The organism is Acinetobacter johnsonii CIP 64.6 (assembly GCF_000368045.1).
Lineage (GTDB): Bacteria > Pseudomonadota > Gammaproteobacteria > Pseudomonadales > Moraxellaceae > Acinetobacter > Acinetobacter johnsonii.
The window spans coordinates 570,645-584,144 of the sequence record NZ_KB849236.1 but is presented as its reverse complement, the minus strand read 5'-3'; the positions used below and the strand labels follow the sequence as shown (position 1 = coordinate 584,144).

12 protein-coding genes are annotated in these 13,500 nt (G+C 42.0%); 5 read left to right on the top strand and 7 right to left on the bottom strand.

Annotation, left to right across the window (positions count from 1 at the left end; translation table 11 throughout):
* Window positions 1-1,092: a histidinol-phosphate transaminase gene (gene hisC, locus F986_RS13970; protein WP_004696125.1), complete on the bottom strand. Its 1,092-nt coding sequence runs from the start codon at window positions 1,090-1,092 to the stop codon at window positions 1-3.
* A gap of 67 nt (window positions 1,093-1,159) precedes the next feature.
* Window positions 1,160-2,269 (bottom strand): prephenate dehydratase, encoded by a 1,110-nt coding sequence (gene pheA / locus F986_RS13965; RefSeq protein WP_004696123.1) that lies wholly within the window; start codon window positions 2,267-2,269, stop codon window positions 1,160-1,162.
* A gap of 455 nt (window positions 2,270-2,724) precedes the next feature.
* Between pheA and F986_RS13960 the strand changes: the two genes are divergently transcribed.
* On the top strand, window positions 2,725-3,243 hold the full coding sequence (locus F986_RS13960; protein WP_004696121.1) for a DJ-1/PfpI family protein: 519 nt from the start codon (window positions 2,725-2,727) through the stop codon (window positions 3,241-3,243).
* Between the two features lie 55 nt (window positions 3,244-3,298).
* Here the strand turns inward: F986_RS13960 and F986_RS13955 are convergent, their stop codons facing one another.
* Both F986_RS13955 and F986_RS13950 read right to left on the bottom strand, forming a co-directional pair.
* Complete coding sequence (locus F986_RS13955; RefSeq protein WP_004696119.1) at window positions 3,299-4,441, bottom strand: acyl-CoA dehydrogenase family protein; 1,143 nt, start codon at window positions 4,439-4,441, stop codon at window positions 3,299-3,301.
* 142 nt (window positions 4,442-4,583) lie between these two features.
* On the bottom strand, window positions 4,584-5,927 hold the full coding sequence (locus tag F986_RS13950; protein WP_004696118.1) for a dicarboxylate/amino acid:cation symporter: 1,344 nt from the start codon (window positions 5,925-5,927) through the stop codon (window positions 4,584-4,586).
* A 409-nt stretch (window positions 5,928-6,336) separates the two neighbouring features.
* On the opposite strand from F986_RS13950, the gene F986_RS13945 reads away from it, so the two are divergent.
* The gene (locus tag F986_RS13945) at window positions 6,337-7,332 is read left to right on the top strand and encodes a glycosyl transferase family protein (RefSeq protein WP_004696115.1); all 996 of its coding nucleotides are present in this window, start codon (window positions 6,337-6,339) and stop codon (window positions 7,330-7,332) included.
* Window positions 7,333-7,892: 560 nt separating this feature from the next.
* Here F986_RS13945 and F986_RS13940 read toward each other — a convergent pair.
* On the bottom strand, window positions 7,893-8,159 hold the full coding sequence (locus tag F986_RS13940; RefSeq protein ID WP_004696113.1) for a YeaC family protein: 267 nt from the start codon (window positions 8,157-8,159) through the stop codon (window positions 7,893-7,895).
* A gap of 3 nt (window positions 8,160-8,162) precedes the next feature.
* Window positions 8,163-9,101 (bottom strand): NAD(+) kinase, encoded by a 939-nt coding sequence (locus tag F986_RS13935; RefSeq protein ID WP_004696112.1) that lies wholly within the window; start codon window positions 9,099-9,101, stop codon window positions 8,163-8,165.
* Between the two features lie 151 nt (window positions 9,102-9,252).
* On the opposite strand from F986_RS13935, the gene mrcB reads away from it, so the two are divergent.
* Complete coding sequence (gene mrcB / locus F986_RS13930) at window positions 9,253-11,649, top strand: penicillin-binding protein 1B (protein ID WP_004696110.1); 2,397 nt, start codon at window positions 9,253-9,255, stop codon at window positions 11,647-11,649.
* Between the two features lie 21 nt (window positions 11,650-11,670).
* A complete protein-coding gene (locus tag F986_RS13925; protein WP_004696109.1) occupies window positions 11,671-12,219 on the top strand; it encodes a tetratricopeptide repeat protein in 549 nt (182 codons plus the stop codon).
* Window positions 12,220-12,231: 12 nt separating this feature from the next.
* On the opposite strand, the gene F986_RS13920 is transcribed toward F986_RS13925, so the two are convergent.
* A complete protein-coding gene (locus tag F986_RS13920; protein ID WP_004696106.1) occupies window positions 12,232-13,131 on the bottom strand; it encodes an NUDIX domain-containing protein in 900 nt (299 codons plus the stop codon).
* 150 nt (window positions 13,132-13,281) lie between these two features.
* On the opposite strand from F986_RS13920, the gene hemP reads away from it, so the two are divergent.
* Window positions 13,282-13,449: a hemin uptake protein HemP gene (gene hemP / locus F986_RS18070; protein WP_004696105.1), complete on the top strand. Its 168-nt coding sequence runs from the start codon at window positions 13,282-13,284 to the stop codon at window positions 13,447-13,449.
* Window positions 13,450-13,500 lie beyond the last annotated feature (51 nt).

Genomic DNA, 13,500 nt, shown 5'->3' with positions numbered 1-13,500 from the left:
TTAAGCGTTCGCCTCTAAACCTAGTACGTTGGCCAAAGCCGTTAAAAATTTCGTATTTTCAGCTTCAGTTCCAATCGATACTCGTAAATGATTGGCGATGCCCACAGGACGAACAATCACCCCTTCTTTTAATAAAGCATTAAAAGTTTGTGCAGGATCGGCTTGTATATCGACCAAAATAAAGTTGGCACGAGAAGGCTCATAGTTTAGGCCTAGCGCTTTAAACCCTGTTTCAAGTTGCACCATGCCCGCTTTATTGACCACACGTGATTTCTTAATAAAATCTTCATCTTTCAGTGCAGCAACTGCTGCCACCATGGCTAAATGGTTGACGTTAAACGGCTGACGAATACGATTTAAGAAGTCTGTCACTTCTGTCGATGCTAAAGCAAAGCCAACACGTAATGCCGCTAAACCAAAGCACTTCGACATGGTACGGCTAACAATCAGGTTTGAATACTGTGCTAAAAACTTTAAGCTGTTAAAGTTTTCTGGGAAATATTCCACATAAGCTTCATCCAAAACCACGATCACATGACTCGGTACTTTTTGCATGAAGCGCTCAAACTCAGCCTCTTCAAACCAAGTTCCTGTCGGATTATTGGGATTCGCAATAAACACCAATTTGGTATTGTTTTTAATTGCTGCCGCCATCGCGTCAAGGTCATGCGAAAAACCTTGAGCAGGTACTTCAATCGCTTCGGCATTAATCGCTTGTGTGACCAAAGCATAGACTGCAAATGCGTGTTGGCTATACACCACCGAATCTTTTTCTGAAACAAATGCACGGGCAAAAATTTCAAGTAAATCGTTTGAACCATTGCCTAAAGTAATACAATCATGTGCTACACCAAACTGCGTATGCACTTGATCCTTCAAGATAAAACCACCACCATCTGGATATCGTCCAATTTCCGCCAATTCAGCAGCAACTGCTTCTTTTACTTTGTCCGAACAACCCAAAGGGTTTTCATTTGAGGCAAGTTTAACAATATCGGTCATGCCCAATTCACGCTCTAATTCGCTGATTGGCTTACCCGGTTGATATGGTTTTAACTTCGCAATACCTTCATTGGCTGGAGCAAACGACATGTGACCTTTCCATTCTTACAAGTGGTGTACATGGTTGAGTTTGGAGTAAACCCAACCACCTTAGAGATTACAGTACTGCAATCGGGTATGAACCCAATACTCGAACTTCTTTCACCAATGGGCGAATCTCTTCAATCGCCGCTTTAACATTGTCTTGTTCCACATGACCTTCTAAGTCGATGAAGAAGACATAAGCCCATTTTTCAGGCAATGCAGGACGCGTTTCGATACTGGTCAAACTAATGTTGTGCTTTGCAAATGGTGCAAGGATTTCCAATAACGCACCTGCGCGATCATGTGCAGAAATCAGCAATGACGTTTTATCATTACCGCTTTGCGGGATTCTTTCACGACCAATCACCAAGAAACGTGTAGTGTTCTCAGGATTATCTTCAATATTACTGTGTAAAATTTCTAAATCATAAATACTTGCTGCAACATCAGATGCAATAGCAGCCGAATGCCATTCGGTACGAATACGACGTGCCGCTTCAGCATTTGAACTTAAAGCTACACGTTCCACACCAGGATAGTGCGCGTCCAACCATGCACGGCACTGCGCCAAAGTTTGCTGATGTGCATAAATTTGTTTAATACTGTCTTTACGCGTGTTTTCAGACACAAGAAACTGGTGATGAATACGCAATTCAACTTCACCAATCACATTTAAGTGTGAGGCTTTAAAACAATCCAAAGTATGGTTGACCACACCTTCTGATGAATTTTCTACCGGCACTAAACCATAGTGTGCACTGCCTGCTTCCACTTCACGGAACACTTCATCAATGGTCGGTAAAGGACGAACCACAGCATCATGTCCAAAGTGCTTCAACACCGCAGAGTGTGTATACGTACCAACAGGGCCTAAAAATGCAATACTTTGCGGTGCTTCAAGAGCCAAACATGCAGACATGATTTCACGGAACAAACGCGCCATGGTCACATCAGACAAAGGACCTTCATTACGCTCCATAACATTCCGTAAAACTTGCGCTTCACGTTCTGGACGGTAAAACATTGGATTCTCTTCAGAAGCAAATTTTGCTTTTGCAACAGCTTCCGCCAGTTTCGCTCGACGGTTAATAAGTTGTTGAATCTGTTGATCAACAGAGTCGATATCCTGACGGATTTGGTTGAGGTCAAGAGAAGTCGTTGTGTTTTGATCGTCTTGGATCATTGTTATGTCGCCCTTCATAAACATTGTGCAAATAGTATAACAATAGTTAGCTTTGAAATCTTGCGCAATAAGACTTTGCATGTTTCAGTGCTAAAAACAGACAGTTGATTTAATCATCAAGTTTATCAATAAACTGCCCCAATAATAGACATCAGTAAAACCACTGAGCCCTGCCTATTTTCTTCTTACTGTTATGCATAAACATCGCTCAAGCAAAATACCACGACGATGTTTTGCGAGTCTTAGCTCTTCCCTTTTAAAGCCCTGTCTTGCTTTTGAAAAATTTTGCTACACCTTCACCAAAATCACCATTTATCTGTATTTCAGTGTGTTAGACTTTATTTTAAAATATGCTTTACTTAAGTTGACGTATTCATAACAAAGAGAGTATGCAGCAGTAGCGATTGCTCTATAGTCTCAATAAAACAAAACAATAATGAACTGTAGGTACTGTCATGCACAAAAAAATTGCAGTCTTGGTCACCTATGACTTTGAGGATGCTGAATATGCTGAACCCGTAGAAGCATTTCGAGCAGCTCGGCATAGTATTATTAATCTTGAAAGTCAGGCGGGCAAAATCATTTATGGCAAAAAGCGTAAAGCTTTTGTCACCATCGATCAAAGTATCGATGATGCCTCCGTGCATGATTTCGATGCCTTACTCATCCCGGGCGGTTTTTCGCCAGACAACCTGTGCCAAGATGAACGCTATGTCTTATTTGTCAGGCACTTTGCAAACACGCAAAAACCTATTTTATGCAGTGCAGACGCTCCGCAAATTTTAATGCATGCTGAAGTTGTGAAAGGTAGACGCATGACGTGTATCCATCACCTTCATCAAGACTTAAAAGATGCAGGTGCCGTGCTTTATGACACAGGTGTTGTGAATGACAATAATTTATACATTTCATCGCAAACCCAATATGACCTACCCGCCTTTATACAAGAAAGTTTATTGGTACTGAACCGATAAAAAAGAGCCTACTTGAGGCTCTTTTTAGACACATGTTTATATCAACACCTAAGGCTTAGCGCCCAAGCAAACTACGTGCGACAATTTCTTTCATAATTTCATTGGTCCCACCGTAGATGCGTTGAATACGCGCATCGACAAAGAAACGTGAAATTGGATATTCACTCATATAGCCATAGCCACCAAAGAGCTGCAATAAATTATCTGCCACCTTCATTTGCATATCTGTTGAAAAGCTTTTTAGCGCAGCTGCGGTTTCGACATCCAGCTTACCTTGCATATAAAGCTCAACGTTTTGATTGTAAAAAGCAGCTGTGGCTTGTTCATCAATCTTGGCTTGAGCCAAAACAAAACGTGTATTTTGGAACTGCGAAATATGTTGACCAAAGGCTTGACGCTCTTTGACGTATTGGATAGTGACATCTATCGAACCACGAATTGCCCCTATAGCCGTTGCTGCAATTGCTGTACGCTCTCGTGGTAGCTCTTGCATCAGATAAGCAAAACCTTGACCTGCTTGTCCCAACAATTGATCTTTCGGGACTTTCACATTGTCATAAAACAACTCAGAAGTGTCTTGTGAATGTAGCCCAATTTTGTCGAGGTTGGTGCCTTTTTTAAACCCATCCAAGTGGGTATCGACCAACATCAGCGAAACACCCTTTGCGCGGGCTTGCGGATCAGTTTTTACTGCCAACACCACAAGGTCGGCATGCTGCCCATTTGAAATAAAGGTTTTAGAGCCATTTAAAATATAATGCTCCCCTTGCAAAATGGCATTACTTCGCATGGCTTGTAAGTCTGAACCCGCACCCGGTTCCGTCATTCCAATCGCACCGACCACTTCACCTGACACCATTTTCGGTAACCAGTACTGCTTCTGTGCTTCCGTTCCAATGTGCAAAATATAAGGCGCAGCAATTTCAGAGTGACAAGAAATACCTGTCGATAAAGCACTAAAACCTGCACGTGCTGACTCTTCCACCAACATGAGTGAATAATGCGTTGGAACACCATAACCGCCATATTCCTCAGGTACATCGACACATAAGAAACCATTTTCACCCAAGACATTCCAGACTGAGCGCGGCATTAAGCCTTCTCGTTCCCACTGTTCATAGTGTGGCGCAATGTGTTCATTCATAAAACGGCGAAAGTTATCGCGAAATAGTTCTAGGTCTGCATCGTAATTCAACATGTTTCTTCCTTGTAGTGACGTTATTTTATTATTCAGCTCACATGCTAGCCATTTTTAATGCAACTGTCATGAACGCATCAGGCCATTTTATATTCCAATAAAAAAGGAAGCCCTTGGGCTTCCTTTTTAAGATGAACTGAAATTATGCGTGAGCATTTTCTTCAACAGCCATCAAGCGGTCTACTTCTTCTGGATTTGCAAGTGCGAAGTTTAATTTTTCTTGGTCTAACTGACCGACCCATTTCGCAACAACAATCGTTGCCAATGAGTTACCCACCAAGTTGGTTAAAGCACGTGCTTCAGACATGAAACGGTCAATACCTAAGATGAGCGCAAGGCCCGCCACTGGAATATGACCAACGGCTGACAAAGTCGCTGCCATCACAATAAAACCAGAACCCGTTACACCCGCAGCACCTTTCGATGAAATCAATAACACACCCAATAAAGTCACTTGGTGCATAAGATCAAGCTGAGTATTGGTCGCTTGTGCAATGAAGATCGCAGCCATCGTTAAGTAGATTGAGGTACCATCTAAGTTAAATGAATAACCTGTTGGAATAACCAAACCAACCACTGACTTTTCACATCCCGCAATTTCAAGCTTTTTCAGCATACGCGGTAAAACCGATTCTGAAGATGACGTACCCAGTACGATCAACAGCTCTTCGCGAATCATACGAATCATTTTCAAAATGCTGAAGCCACAAAGACGTGAAATTGTGCCGAGAACCAAGAAAATGAAAAGCAGACAGGTAATGTAGAAGCAGATGATCAACTGAGCAAGTTGCGCCAAGCTACCGATACCATATTTACCGATGGTATATGCCATTGCACCAAAAGCACCAATTGGAGCAAGTTTCATGATCATGTTTACAATGTTAAAGAACACATGCGAAATTTGATCGATGAACTTCAGTACAGGTTTACCTGCATCACCCAACTTGTGTAATGCAAAACCAAACATCAAGGCAAAGAGCAGCACTTGCAGGATTTCACCTTCAGCAAATGCACCAACCACAGTGTTTGGAATAATATGCATAAAGAAGTCGACAGTCGATTGCTGCTGACCAGATTCAACAAACTTTGAGATACCAGAAGTATCTAATGTTGAAGGGTCAACGTTCATGCCCACACCTGGCTTCCAGATGTTAATGACCAGTAAACCGATCAATAGTGCAATAGTCGATACAATTTCAAAGTAAAGTAGCGCAACACCGCCTGTTTTACCCACAGACTTCATACTTTCCATACCCGCGATACCACTCACGACAGTACAGAAAATTACTGGCGCAATAATCATCTTGATCAGCTTAATAAAGCCTTGACCTAGAGGATAAAAAAGCTCGCCCCAGCCGGGTACATATTTTTCAACGCCATTGATAACTTGCGTACCACTAGGGAAAAAATGTCCTACTAAGATACCCGCAATAATCGCGACAATAACTTGAAAATATAGTGACTTATAGATTGGTTTCTTAGTCATAACGAATACTTCTGTAAATCAAAAGACTGAAAAAATCGGTATACCTATACTTCCTCATAGGTAGTTGGCTTTCTGATAAACACAAAAAAGCCCACAGTTTGGACCGCATCCAAACACCGGGTAAAAAAATCATGGTGTACAAACAACAGCACTGTGACAAAAATCACAGTTCATTCACATTTACTGCAATGGGAGAGACTAAAAACTAGCGAGTCACAATAATTGGGTAAATTTTACCTAACATTCTTTAATCAAAGTAAACTGATTTTAATCATAATGTATAAAATCTAAACAATATGACTCATACTTTAGTCTAATGGTGGAAAATTTATTTAAAATTAAAAGTGCTGTTTTTTTGATTGTTCCACTAAAATAACTCAACACAGCCTTCACTTACTTTGGTTTTTTCATGAACAACAAAAGAAATATTTATAAAGATGCTGAGCACCCATTTGCTCAGTTTGTTCGCATTATTGGCAAAGGAAAAAATGGGGCGCGCTCACTCAGTTATGAAGAAGCTTACCAAGCCTTTGATATGATCTTGAAAAATCAAGTGTTAGATGTACAGCTCGGTGCATTTCTGATGCTACTACGAGTTAAGGAAGAGTCTGTAGATGAACTGGCAGGCTTTGTTCAAGCCACACGAGATCAACTGCCATTCACGCCTTTAGATGTCGATTTAGACTGGTCTTCTTATGCAGGCAAGCGTAAACACTATCCTTGGTTTCTCTTAGCGGCGCTGACTTTAGCTAAAGCAGGTTATAAGGTCGTGATGCACGGTGCATCAGGTCATACCATTAACCGTATTTATACTGAACAGGTATTGGAATATCTCGATTTTAATATTTGCCAAACTCAAGCAGATGTGGAACAGGAATTATCGTCGCGTAATTTTGCATATTTACCGCTGCACGCCATCTCCCCAATTTTAAGTGACTTAATTTCCCTACGAAATGTTATGGGCCTTCGTTCACCCATTCATACCCTTGCGCGCCTGATCAATCCTTTTAATGCCAAAGCGACCTTGCAAGCTATTTTCCACCCTGCTTATCGTGGTTCGCATCAGCAAGCAGCATTTAAACTGGGCTATAAAAATAGTGCGGTCATTAAAGGTGAAGGCGGTGAATTTGAGCGTAACCCAGATGCCAAAACACTGATCTGCGGCATTAAAAATGGTGAACTCTACGAACATGAGCTACCCAAACTTACCGACAATCGAAGTCCAATTGAAAAAGAGTTAGATTTGGCTGAGTTTAAAGCAGTTTGGCTGGGTGAAAAACAGCATGAGTATGGTGAAATGGCAGTGACTGAAACCATTGGCATTGCGCTCTATACCATGGGCGCTTGCGATACGTATGGCGATGCCATGCAACAGGCCAAGCAGCTTTGGCACACCCGTTTCTAAGCTGAAGGGACAAACAAAAGCGTGAACATTATTCGTCACGCTTTTCGATCCAATAAAAGTCAGCCCAGTAAGGATAACGCTTTCCTGAAGAATGAATATTTCTGAGAATCAACTGATCACCAATATGAATGTCGATTTTTTGAGATTCATGAGGACCAGATAAATAAACATTTTTTATTGTCCAATTAGGTTTGAACAATAGATTTGATGGCTTTTTATCTTTTTCGATGCTTCACCTGCATGGGTGTTATGATCTTTATTCCAATCAATAACATCGGATAACCATCATTTTTCATTGATGTGTATCGTGTGACGGGATTTTGAAAATTTTGACTCGGTAACACAGAAACATCTAATAAACATTCAATTTTTCTTGCATCACTTGTTCGCTCAGCAAATACATTGGTCGAAATTACAGTAATGAAGAATAAACTGAGTCGAGTGAGCTTTATTATTTTTATAAGCATAATGATTGAAACAGTTTGAAGGTATTCTTGTTAGATTGAGTTGTTGAATCACCAAGCATCTGTTGCTAAGCGATTCAACGTATTTTTAATCAATTAAATAAAACGAATAGGTTTAAATTCTGGTTCAGGCACATGAGAATCACACTCCTCACCTTCTTCTTTATGCCCTTTATCGATATAACCCGTACGTTCTTTTTCAGGAGTATTCTGATGCTCCCAAGCAATAACGGCTTGCATACAAGTTTGACGTTGTTCAGCAGTCAACACAACGCCATTTGGCCATTTACCAATTTCTACAGCTGTTTTTAAACGCTCAACAATATCGGCATCTAAAATAGAAAGCATCTGTTCAATATTCATGATTTAATCCTGTTGAAAAGAGTCAAAATCTTGGTTCCAACCGAGTTTAGTACGGCATGACATATAAAAATCATAACCCGGTGGATGTAATAAATTCAGTTTAAAGGGGTGCTTACGAATATGTAAGCTGTCACCTACATTGAGCGAAACACTGTGTTGACCATCGGCACTGACCATCGGCAAGACACGGTTTTCACGAATCAGAAGCTTAATTTCACTGTGTCCACCCACCACAATCGGGCGTGAAGACAAGGTATGCGGATGCATCGGTACCAAAGCAATCGCATCCATCCCCGGATGCACGATTGGGCCACCACCTGACAACGAATAGGCTGTTGAACCCGTGGGCGTTGATACAATCAAACCATCACTGTGTTGACGGTAGACATATTGGCCATCGATATTCAGTTCGAAGTCAATCATATGCACCGACTTACCCGAGTGTAATACCACATCGTTTAGGGCAATCGCATCATAAATCGTCTCGCCCTTTGAGCGAATTTCCATTTCCAATAAGAAACGACGATCTAACTGAAACTCACCTTTTAAGACTTGATCGAGCTTAAAAATCACTTCAGTCGGCTTGATGTCGGTTAAAAAACCCAAACGCCCTCGGTTTACACCCATTACAGGGGTATTAAATTTAACCAAGGCACGTGCAGCATGCAGAAGTGAGCCATCCCCGCCCACCACAATCACCAAATCGACCACTTCACCCAGAAGTGCACGACTCACCGTTTGTGTGTTTTTATAAGGAACCAGTTCAGCGGTTTGCGCATCAAAAACGGGATGTAACCCTAAGCTGAGTAGATGATCATGAATAAGACATAAGGTTTCGACAACTGAAGACTTATCTGGACGTCCAATTAAGCCTATGTTTCGAAATGTTTTATGTGAAATTTGCACCTGCAACATCGCTCCGCTACGATTCCCGCCTATCATAACATTATTTATTTAAATTGATTCAAAAACTAAAGTGACTGCTGCTACACGCGGAATTGTCTATATTTCAGTTTGTTCACAGTTTAATTATTGCAAATTAGCGAAAAGCTTCGCATGATTAGCACAATTTCTCAGGATCTTATTCGTATTTATGAAGTCAGAACGTGGCATAGGTTTAATTGCACTGATCTTCTGCATCTTAGTCATTGCAGCATTCTTGGTGTTTAGTATTTATTTAATAAGACTCGACTCCGTTGTACGTGACAAGTTTGAAGGCAAGCGCTGGGACATTCCTGCGAAGGTATTCGCACGCCCACTCGAAGTGTATACCAATGCCCCTGTCAATCAGGCTGACTTCACTCAAGAGTTAAAACTTTTGGGCTATAAGTCCTCGGAAAACTATACCAAATCAGGGAACTTTGTCAGTTCTGGCAATGAGCTATATGTACATACCCGTGGCTTTGACTTCGGTGATAGTGTCGAGCCTGAACAAGTGCTTAAAGTCACCTTTGCCAATGAGCAAGTGGCTGAAGTCAGTGCAACTAAACCCTCATCTACAGGGATTGCACGTTTAGAGCCGATGCTGATTGGCGGGATTTATCCGCAGCATAATGAAGACCGTGTCCTGATTAAACTCGACAAAGTCCCTAAGCCTTTAATTGAGGCTTTAATTGCAACAGAAGATCGTAATTTCTATAGTCACCACGGCGTTTCAATTCGTGGTACGGCACGTGCGATTGTGAGTAATGTAACGGGTGGAAAACGTCAAGGTGGTTCAACACTGACCCAACAGTTGGTGAAAAACTTCTACCTCACCCCTGAAAAAACCATTAAGCGTAAAGTCAATGAAGCATTTATGGCATTATTGGTTGAGTTTCACTATGACAAAGATGAAATTTTAGAAGCCTATCTCAATGAAGTGAACCTCGGGCAAAACGGCAACTATTCTATTAATGGTTATGGTTTGGCTTCACAGTTTTACTTCGGCATGCCTTTGCGTGAGCTAAATATTGCGCAACAAGCTTATTTGGTGGGTTTGGTACAAGGTCCAACCTTATATAACCCTTGGCGTAACCCAGAAGCTGCGAAAAAGCGCCGTAATATTGTTTTAAACAACATGTTGGTCATGGGCTATCTGACCCAAGAACAATATGAAACTGAAACAGCTCGCCCTTTAAATGTGATTGCCAAACCGACTCTCGGCCCTTCACGTTTCCCAGATTTCTTAGACATTGTACGTCGTCAGTTACGTACCGAATACCAAGAAGGTGATTTGACCAACCAAGGTCTACGCATCTTTACAACGCTCGATCCGATTGCCCAAACCAAAATTCAAGATGCGTTTAAATCGACTGTTGGTCGCTTAAGCCGTGGCTCAAGCCGTCTAAAAGAGCTACAAGGTGCGGTGTTGGTTGCTCATCCTGAAAATGGTGAATTGGTCGCAGCTGTTGGTTCAACCCAAGACTTTACGGGTTTTAACCGTGCACTCGATGCCAAACGTCAAGTCGGTTCACTACTTAAACCTGTGATTTACCTCAGTGCGATTCAATCGGGACGTTACAACTGGGCCAGCCCAATTGAAGACAGTAGCATAAGTATTCAAGCCAATGGTAAAGCATGGACACCTAAGAACTATAGTGGTGGTGAACATGGCGTTGTGCCAATGGTACAAGCACTGTCTAATTCATATAACTTATCAGCTGTTCGCCTTGGTCAAGAGTTTGGTTTATCAACATTTAGCAATCACCTAAAACGTTTTGGTGTGACCAGTAATATTCCAACCTATCCATCCATTTTCTTGGGTGCAGTAGACATGTCTCCGATGGAAATGCTCAGCATTTATGGCAACTTTGCCACAGGCGGTTTTAAGTATCCGACTAAATCCATTCGTACTGTTGTCGATCAAAATGGTCGCTTGCTGACCCGTTACGGTTTAAATGTCCAACAAACCATTGACCCTGCTTCTGCCTATGTCCTGAATTATGGTCTACAACAAGTGATGACTTCAGGTACAGGTCGTTCAGCGTATAACACTCTACCGAACTCGCTTAAGCTTGCAGGCAAATCTGGAACCACCAATGATACCCGAGACTCATGGTTTGCAGGTTACTCGGGCAGTTACGTTTCTGTGGTTTGGCTAGGTTTAGATGACAACAAACAAACTGGCTTAACAGGTTCTTCAGGCGCATTGCCAGTGTGGACCAATGTGATGAGCCAGCTACGTCAAAAACCAGTCAACTTACGCCAACCTGATGATGTGCAATGGCATTGGATTGATCGTGGCACGGGTTATCTTGCTGCTCAAGGTTGTGAGGGCGCAATGTATATTCCCCTCTTGCGAAATACCGTACCACGCAAAGCAACCGCATGTGGCTTACCGCATTATCAAGTTGAACCCACTTACAATCCTGAAACAGATGGTTACCAAGCTACACCTGAACAAGGCGACAGCATAGACAACTATATTCGTGAAAGTGAATCGAATATGCAGCGTAACTTAGAAGATGAGACGCAAGTCATTTCGAGTGGTAGCTATCAACCTGAATAAATAGGACGGATTTAAATTTTGATGTGGTTTAAACGTTTAAGTATCTTAGCAACCATCGTGACTGTGGCAGGCTGTCAAAGCCTCCCACAGCCATCTGAAAAAAAGATACCTGAAAAGCCGACACAGGCGGCTAAAGAACAGAAAACACCCTCAGGGGTCACAATTCACCCTTATGACCGCGAAGAAATTCAACGTCAGAAGATTGTGATTCCTGAACAGAAAAGCAAACAACAGTTTGATGATGGGCGACAGCTTCCTGCTTTTAAAAGTCTGATGCAAAAAACACAAACGGCCTATCGCCAAGGCCAGTGGAGTCAAGCACAAAGCTACGCCATGCAAGCACAGCGTTTAGCGCCACAGTCGAGTGAGACCTTTTTGTATTTGGCTTTAATTGCCAATCAACAAAAACAACCTGCAAATGCGGAATCGCTTGCACGTCGCGGCTTGAGTTATGCCCAAAGCAACGCCATGAAAAAGCAGCTTTGGAGCATTATCTTAAAAGCAGGTCAAATGCAGAAGAATCAGAAAACCATTCAACAAGCCCAAACAGCCATCAAAAGTCTGTCTTAAAAGCACGCTCCGTTAGATGGAGCGCTGCCCTGCTATACCATAAGCGCCATAACTTTGTGCTTTGGCTAAATCGGCTAACTGTAAGCCGCCCAGAGCAAAAATCGGGATATGAATCTCTTCTGCAATCAAGCTCAACTGTTCCCAACCCAAAGTTTCACTATTTGGATGGCTGAGCGTTTCAAGTACAGGGCTGAGTAAAAGAGCATCACAGCCAATTTCTTGTGCATGTTCGGCACTGCGACGGTCATGACAGGCCGCTATATAACGCTGCCCAACATTCAGCTCTCCTTTACTCAATTGCATCAGTTGAGATTGTTTCAGGTGTATGGCCGCAACTGCCTGCTGTTGTAGTGAATTTAAACCTTTCCATAATTCTATATTTACAATCACTCGTGCCAATTGTTCTACACTCAGTTCTGCAATTTTTAAAATATGGTCAGGACTGGCAGGCACTCGCCAATACAGCACTTGTTGTTCAGGCAAATCCTTCAACACATCGATTTGATCTGAAATTTTAATCACGGGTGCAGCATAAAGTCGCTTCAAAATGGCCTGATTAGCTTTTGGAAAGTTAAGGTCTTGTAATTCGGCACGCTTGAACCACGCCCATGGTGAGTGAATGTCTGCCAATAGATGATTTGATACCACAGCATGAAATAAATGCAAATTGACAATCACATCGTCATATTCAAACTGAATACAGTCAAAAGCATGCCAATCTTGTATATCAATTCCAACCTCTTCTAACACTTCACGGCGACAAGCTTGCTCAGGCGTTTCACCTGCTTCCACCTTCCCCCCAGGAAATTCGTGCTTATTGCCCTGATGCTGTTCCGCCTGGCGCCAGCCCACCAACACTTTGCCTTGATGTAAAAGGATGGCTATAGCAACTTGAACCAAAGGTTTTGACATAATCAGATTCCATTTCAGATGTGTAGTGTATTGAGTGATTGCATGTAACGATATTGAAGTTTTTTATATTTTCAGCGAGAAAATGTTGACAGCCTCATTCGATAATGATTATCATTTAAATCGTTCAACATACACCACGGAGTCGCCAGAATGAACGCACCATTTAGCTTATTTACTCGTAACGAAACAGCCCATTCACTACCAATGCTACACTCAAACAACTTATTTGCCCTAGGCCGTGAAATTCGCATTATGCATGCTGGAGAAGAGTATCGTCTACGACTCACTCGCAATAATCGACTCATTCTTACCAAATAAGAACTATAAAAACCCAATAACAATAATCGTGGAAACAAGCAGTATGTCAGC

Excerpts from the sequence above, each read along its gene's own strand:
- hisC (WP_004696125.1), bottom strand. The coding sequence starts at position 1,092 with ATGTCGTTTGCTCCAGCCAATGAAGGTATTGCGAAGTTAAAACCATAT.
- pheA (WP_004696123.1), bottom strand. The coding sequence starts at position 2,269 with ATGATCCAAGACGATCAAAACACAACGACTTCTCTTGACCTCAACCAA.
- F986_RS13960 (WP_004696121.1), top strand. The coding sequence starts at position 2,725 with ATGCACAAAAAAATTGCAGTCTTGGTCACCTATGACTTTGAGGATGCT.
- F986_RS13955 (WP_004696119.1), bottom strand. The coding sequence starts at position 4,441 with ATGTTGAATTACGATGCAGACCTAGAACTATTTCGCGATAACTTTCGC.
- F986_RS13950 (WP_004696118.1), bottom strand. The coding sequence starts at position 5,927 with ATGACTAAGAAACCAATCTATAAGTCACTATATTTTCAAGTTATTGTC.
- F986_RS13945 (WP_004696115.1), top strand. The coding sequence starts at position 6,337 with ATGAACAACAAAAGAAATATTTATAAAGATGCTGAGCACCCATTTGCT.
- F986_RS13940 (WP_004696113.1), bottom strand. The coding sequence starts at position 8,159 with ATGAATATTGAACAGATGCTTTCTATTTTAGATGCCGATATTGTTGAG.
- F986_RS13935 (WP_004696112.1), bottom strand. The coding sequence starts at position 9,101 with ATGATAGGCGGGAATCGTAGCGGAGCGATGTTGCAGGTGCAAATTTCA.
- mrcB (WP_004696110.1), top strand. The coding sequence starts at position 9,253 with ATGAAGTCAGAACGTGGCATAGGTTTAATTGCACTGATCTTCTGCATC.
- F986_RS13925 (WP_004696109.1), top strand. The coding sequence starts at position 11,671 with ATGTGGTTTAAACGTTTAAGTATCTTAGCAACCATCGTGACTGTGGCA.
- F986_RS13920 (WP_004696106.1), bottom strand. The coding sequence starts at position 13,131 with ATGTCAAAACCTTTGGTTCAAGTTGCTATAGCCATCCTTTTACATCAA.
- hemP (WP_004696105.1), top strand. The coding sequence starts at position 13,282 with ATGAACGCACCATTTAGCTTATTTACTCGTAACGAAACAGCCCATTCA.